This is a genomic window from Deltaproteobacteria bacterium, from assembly GCA_016219225.1.
Lineage (GTDB): Bacteria > Desulfobacterota > RBG-13-43-22 > RBG-13-43-22 > RBG-13-43-22 > RBG-13-43-22.
In genome coordinates, this window is sequence record JACRBX010000019.1 from 1 (window position 1) to 5,715 (window position 5,715).

The 5,715-nt window shown below is 48.7% G+C and carries 8 protein-coding genes; all 8 read right to left on the reverse strand.

What is annotated here, in order from left to right; all coding sequences use genetic code 11:
* Positions 1–282: 282 nt before the first annotated feature.
* Positions 283–1,470 (reverse strand): flavodoxin domain-containing protein, encoded by a 1,188-nt coding sequence (locus tag HY879_01455; protein MBI5602001.1) that lies wholly within the window; start codon positions 1,468–1,470, stop codon positions 283–285.
* 164 nt (positions 1,471–1,634) lie between these two features.
* Positions 1,635–2,747 (reverse strand): PAS domain S-box protein, encoded by a 1,113-nt coding sequence (locus tag HY879_01460; protein MBI5602002.1) that lies wholly within the window; start codon positions 2,745–2,747, stop codon positions 1,635–1,637.
* Positions 2,748–2,776: 29 nt separating this feature from the next.
* On the reverse strand, positions 2,777–2,935 hold the full coding sequence (locus HY879_01465) for a rubredoxin (GenBank protein ID MBI5602003.1): 159 nt from the start codon (positions 2,933–2,935) through the stop codon (positions 2,777–2,779).
* Positions 2,936–3,039: 104 nt separating this feature from the next.
* On the reverse strand, positions 3,040–3,240 hold the full coding sequence (locus HY879_01470) for a heavy-metal-associated domain-containing protein (protein MBI5602004.1): 201 nt from the start codon (positions 3,238–3,240) through the stop codon (positions 3,040–3,042).
* An 18-nt stretch (positions 3,241–3,258) separates the two neighbouring features.
* A complete protein-coding gene (locus HY879_01475; protein ID MBI5602005.1) occupies positions 3,259–4,428 on the reverse strand; it encodes a cysteine desulfurase in 1,170 nt (389 codons plus the stop codon).
* A 22-nt stretch (positions 4,429–4,450) separates the two neighbouring features.
* Positions 4,451–4,975, reverse strand: a complete 525-nt coding sequence (nifU, locus tag HY879_01480) for a Fe-S cluster assembly scaffold protein NifU (protein MBI5602006.1) — start codon at positions 4,973–4,975, stop codon at positions 4,451–4,453.
* Positions 4,976–5,206: 231 nt separating this feature from the next.
* Complete coding sequence (locus HY879_01485; GenBank protein ID MBI5602007.1) at positions 5,207–5,539, reverse strand: ferredoxin:thioredoxin reductase; 333 nt, start codon at positions 5,537–5,539, stop codon at positions 5,207–5,209.
* Positions 5,536–5,715 (reverse strand): glutaredoxin family protein (locus HY879_01490; GenBank protein MBI5602008.1); only part of this gene is annotated, 180 nt, incomplete at its 5' end. The genes HY879_01490 and HY879_01485, both read right to left, overlap by 4 nt.

Here is a 5,715-nt window from a genome sequence, read left to right on the forward strand (position 1 = left end):
GATATCCCTCAGCAGGGCTTCGTTGCGAGGCCATTGCCGCCCGGTTCGGCCATTGGCACTGACCGGATTGACAATGACCACCCAGGAAGGATTATCCGACGGATGATAGGCAGAGATCATAGTTTCTTATAAAGTACATCTGCGGATAACTGGATAGCATAGGAATTCCCTTTTGGGACGCAGATCGACGCAGATTGCCAGGATTTTGAATATAAAAGAATAATAAAGAATAGCTATCTGCGGGTATCGGCGAAAATCTGCGTCCTAATTTATCGATATCAGTTAAAGGTTCTGTAATGCCTGTCCGATTTTCCGTCCCAATTGAAAGGCAGCCGTGATCCCGGAAGCGTCCGGTACAAACTGGACCTTCAACCCCGGATCGATCAGGTCGAATTTCATTTCTTCTAATTCATTGTTGATCAATTTAACCGCCTCGCCGCTCCAGCCGTAGGACCCGAAGGCAGCGGCAATTTTTGGGTTGGGTCTCAGTCCTTTCATATAGCACAGAAAATCACTGACGGTTGGAAACAGCCCATTGTTCAGGGTCGGAGAACCGACCAGGACGGCCCCGGCATCCAGGATTTCGGTCATCACATCGCTGCGGTGATTGGCTCGAAGATGCATGGATTTGGCCTCAATCCCTTCCTGTCCCAAACCATCTACAATGGCTTCGGCCATTTTCCGGGTGCTTTCCCACATGGTATCATAGACGACGATGGCCTTTTTTTTGGGCTTTTGCCGGGCCCATTCCATGTAGGCCTTGATAATTTTTCCCGGATCCTTGCGCCAGATGATTCCGTGATCCGGACAGATGGTCTTCATAGACAAATTCATCTGGGTGACCTTTTCGAGCAACTGGAGGATTAAAGGGGCATAGAGCAGAAGGATGTTGGCAAAGTATTTGAGGGCATGAGGCATGATGGCCTCACCCATCTGGTCATCAAATCGCTCTACTCCGGCGTAATGTTGACCGAAGGCGTCGCTTGAAAAAAGGAGTTGGTCCTCCTTCAGGTAGGTGAACATGCTGTCAGGCCAATGAACCATACGGGTCTCCAAAAAGGTCAAGGTCCTTCGGCCTAACCGGAGTTCCCCACCGTTTTCCACCGGTTGGTAGTTCCATTTTTCCTGAAAATGGCGGGAGAGATTTTTAAGTCCCACCTTCGAGCAGTAGAGGGGTTTGTCTTCTCCGATTTTGTGCATGACCCGGGGCAGGCCCCCGGAATGGTCCATTTCAGTATGATTGCTGATCACGTAATCAATCTTTTTGGGGTCCATGATTTGGGAGATATTGGTCAGCAGTTGATCGGCGAATTCTTTTTTGACCGTATCAATCAAGGTTATTTTTTCATCCAGGATCAGGTAGGCATTATAGGTCGAACCCTCAGGGGTGGCGTAGCCATGGAAATCTCTCAGGTTCCAGTCAACTACCCCCACCCAGTAAATTCCTTTGATCACTTCTATTGGTGTCATGGTCATTACCTCTTATGGTTAGATTCGATAATAAAGTTTCAAGTTTCAAGTGTGAAAAACCTCTAACGGCTAAGGGCAATAGGCTATGGGCTATGGGCGAAAAAAAACATAAAATTGTTGGGTTACCTATTACCCCTGGCCTTTCGCCTTTTTTTAATTTATTTTCATGCTTCGTGGTGACCCAATGGGTCGTGAGGGTTTAATAAGGGCAGGGTTATTCTGACCACCGTTCCCTTCCCCTCTTCACTTTCCAGGTCCAGGGCGCCACCCGGATGGTCTTCGATAATTTTTTTTGAAACACTCAGGCCAAGGCCGGTGCCCCGGTGTTTTGTGGTAAAAAACGGGGTAAACAACTGCTCCCGATCTTTTTGGGGAATACCGGGGCCGTTATCGGAAATGGTGACTTCCACCTGATTGTCGATCCCTTTCGAATGGATGGCCAGGGTACCCCCATTTTCCAGGGCCTCCATGGCATTTCTGACCAGATTGAGGAAGACTTGCTTTAATTTTCCCGGGTCCCCTTCAACCATTAGAGGATCAGCAGCCGTCTTTAACCGGAGGGAGATATCCGCACTTTTGCAATCCTCCTTGGAAAGAGAATAGATTTCTTCCAAAAGGGTATTGATATTGATTGGTTCAAGGATCAGATTTTTTGGCCGATAGATCTCCCTGAGTTCCATGACCAGCTTCTCCAATCTTTGCACTTCATCGGCAATGACCTTTAATTTGGTCTGATTTTTTTCATCCCCGATGCTTCGAAGGAGTTGCCGGGCAAAGCCGCCGATCATGATCAAAGGGTTTTTGATCTCGTGGGTGATTTCCGCCACTAATTGGCCCAGGGCGGCCAGGCGTTCGGATTTGGAGACCTGTTCCTCAAGGATTTTGGTTTCGGTCAGATCCCGGATGATCCCTGTAAAAAAAAGTTTGCCCTCGATTTCCGATAAGGAAAAAGATATGGACAGGGGGAAGGGCTGTCCGTCTTTTCGATAGGCCAAAAATTCGGTCTGGTGGCCGAGCAGTTTGGATTCCCGGGTTTTTAGAAACCGGGCAACAGCCTCTTTGTGGCCCCTGGTACAGGTAGGTCCGAGGATTACCGCCAGGTCCTTCCCTAAAATTTCCTCCCGTGAATAGCCGAATATTTTTTCAGCGGCCTTGTTAATGATGATGACCTGGTGATGTTCATCAATGGTAACAAAACCCTCATTGGTATTCTCAATGGCCTCTTTAAGGATGGTCCATTCCCGTTCGGTACCGGAAGGTCTGACCGAATTTTTCATAGGAATATCGGCTTGTTCGTGAGGTCCATTTATTCCTGTTCAAACTTATCTTTGGTGGCCCCGCAAACCGGACAGGTCCAATCCTCGGGCAGGTCCTCAAATCGGGTTCCTGGTTTAACCCCATTGTCGGGGTCGCCATTGGCCGGATCGTAAACATAACCGCAAATCGAGCAGACATATCGATTCATTTTTTAATCGCCTTTCCTGATTTGAAAAAAACGGTCCAAGGTCCACGGTGTAAGGAATAAGGTTTTCCCTTGAACCTTAAACCTTGCGCCTTGTACCTTCGATATTAAGCTACCACCTCATAGCCGGCCTTTTTGATCTTTTCTTTAATCAGATCCTTATCCACCGGTTTGGTTTCATTAAAGGTAGCTTCGCCCTTGTCGAGATCGACCCTTACATCCTCCAGGCCTTCGATTTCTTTTAAGGCCTTGGTTGCTGCCATAACGCAATGCTGGCAGGACATGCCTTTGATTTTTATGGTGGTCATCATCATGCTCCTTTCACCTTAAACCTTCTTTTTATATAAGGGGGACATATCCCTTAAGGTTTGAACTACGGTTTTTAAAACCCCCAGGAACCGCTCTATATCGGCCTCAGCAGTTTCCTTTCCAAAGGTAATGACCAGGGTCCCCTGGGCATCAGCGAAGTCCCTGCCTATGGCCAAAAGGACATGGGAGGCCTGAAGTGCTCCGGCCGCACAGGCGGACCGGGTGGAGACCAGGATCTTTTCTTCATCCAGCATGAGGACAATTCCCTCACCTTCGATATATTGTATGGATACGGAAACCAGGTTAGGCAGGGAGAACTCAGGATGGCCGTTAAGAAAAATGTCTTCAATATTTTCCTGGAGACCCAGGATCAATTTCTTTTTAAGACCGAGGCAATGATTGATGCGGGATTCCAGGTCACGACCGGCCAACTCGGCCGCTTTTCCCATGCCGATGATTCCGATAAGATTCTCTGTACCGGCCCGTTTGTTGTTTTCCTGAACCCCTCCGTCCAGCAGCGGCCAGAGGCCCGTTCCGGAGCGGATATACAAGCCACCCACACCGGATGGACCATAAAATTGATTGGCTGAAAAACTCAGCAAATCCACGCCTAATTTTTGAACATCCATCGGCACCACGCCGACTGATGTAACGGCGTCACAATGAAAAGGGATTTTCTTTTCTCTGGTGATCCGGGCAATTTCTTCGATAGGCTGAATAGTGCCTATTTCATTATTGCTGTGCATGATAGTGACCAGGATGGTTTGATCGGTTATGGCCCGGGCCACCTCCGCGGGATCGATCCGGCCGTTTTCATCTACGGCCACCGAAGCGACCTTGTAATCCATCATCCGGAGCCGTCGGAGGGTCCTGAGAACGGCATTGTGTTCGATGTTGGAGGTAACAATGTGATTCCCTTTTTTAGCGTTGGCCAAAGCCACCCCTTTGATGGCCAGATTGATGGACTCGGTTCCCCCCGAGGTAAAGACGATCTCCTGAGTGGATGGGCTGTTGATCAAGCCGGCCACGGACTCCCGGGCCTTGGCCAGGGCCTCGGCGGCCTGGTCCCCCAACTGGTGCGGGCTGGAAGGATTTCCGTAATTGGTCCGAATGGCTTCAATCATGGCTTCCTGGACTTCCGGCAAAACAGGATTGGCTGAGAGATAATCAAGATTAATCAGTTTCATTAGGCACCTTCCTGGGGTTATTCTACTGGATTGTCTTTAAGCTTTTCCCGCAACTGGCACAAAAAGGCAGGTCTTCCTTGACTTCGATGTTACAATAAGGACAGTAACATTTACCGCCTTCTTCATGGCCATGATCGTGCTCATGCTTTTCTTCCCGCTTGGAGACCGGCCGGGTGATGCCGGCCTTTTTGTCTTCGTAGTTTTGAATGGCCAGGTGAAGGGCGTCGGCCCCCAGGTTGGAACAATGGAGTTTGTTTTTAGGCAGGCCTTCCAGGGCTTCCGCCACGGTTTTGTTGGTTATTTTCTTGGCCTCCTCTACGGTCTTGCCCTTGGCCATCTCGGTGAGCATGCTGGATACGGCAATGGCTGCCCCACAGCCGAAGGTCTTGAATTTGATGTCTTTGATCGTTTCTTCTTCGATCTTTAAGTAGATGGTCATCATGTCACCACATAGGGGATTGCCCACTTCCCCGATCCCGTCGGCATTTTCGATTTCTCCGACGTTCCGCGGGTTTTTAAAATGATCCATTACAGTGCTTGAATACATCTTCTCTCCCTCCCGTTAATCAGTTACATTCCCACTTAAAAAATTTAGTCAGATCCTCTGATTTGCAACCCATAACCCGCAACAGTAGCACCATTTGAGATAACCGCTCAGATACAAAGCAAAAAAGAATCACTGGCACCATATTTAACTTTAATCACCAGGAGATTCATTGTAAAGAGAGGCGCACCATTTTTTGTTCGAAAACCGCATAAAAAAAATACGGCAGGCCGGTTAATAGGCAAGCCGGTCGACAGGCCGCCGTTCCGGGACATAGGGATGGGGGCCTTCCTCCTCATTCCATTCCTTAGAAACATAAAGATTGCAATAACAACTCCCGTACTCTTCCACATCCGGGGGCCTGTAAACGCAGGGGCAGAGGATGTCTTCGTCCCGTTTCCGGTCCCCTGAGGCCAACCGACAGGGGCAGCACATGTAGCCGTAGCGTTCTTTATTCAGGAGTAGACCTTTGAGCAGATCGAGAGTGATTTTCAAGTCTTTGTTAAAAAAGTATCCTTTAGGTTCCTGGATCTTTTTTAACATTTCATAAAGGTCTTTTTCAGTCATAGGCCCAGGGCCTCCTTGATCTCGTTTTCTTTAAAACCGACAATAACCTGATCACCGATCAGGATGGTCGGAAAGGAACAGACGGGGTTATATTTTTTTACCTCTTCTATCGTATTGGAACGCTCTTGCCCCTGGAGTAAATCAACATCCGTGTACTCGTAACGGGCGCCGCAATC

Coding starts and splice junctions, on each gene's coding strand:
- HY879_01455 (MBI5602001.1), bottom strand. CDS start 1,470: ATGACACCAATAGAAGTGATCAAAGGAATTTACTGGGTGGGGGTAGTT.
- HY879_01460 (MBI5602002.1), bottom strand. CDS start 2,747: ATGAAAAATTCGGTCAGACCTTCCGGTACCGAACGGGAATGGACCATC.
- HY879_01465 (MBI5602003.1), bottom strand. CDS start 2,935: ATGAATCGATATGTCTGCTCGATTTGCGGTTATGTTTACGATCCGGCC.
- HY879_01470 (MBI5602004.1), bottom strand. CDS start 3,240: ATGACCACCATAAAAATCAAAGGCATGTCCTGCCAGCATTGCGTTATG.
- HY879_01475 (MBI5602005.1), bottom strand. CDS start 4,428: ATGAAACTGATTAATCTTGATTATCTCTCAGCCAATCCTGTTTTGCCG.
- nifU (MBI5602006.1), bottom strand. CDS start 4,975: ATGTATTCAAGCACTGTAATGGATCATTTTAAAAACCCGCGGAACGTC.
- HY879_01485 (MBI5602007.1), bottom strand. CDS start 5,539: ATGACTGAAAAAGACCTTTATGAAATGTTAAAAAAGATCCAGGAACCT.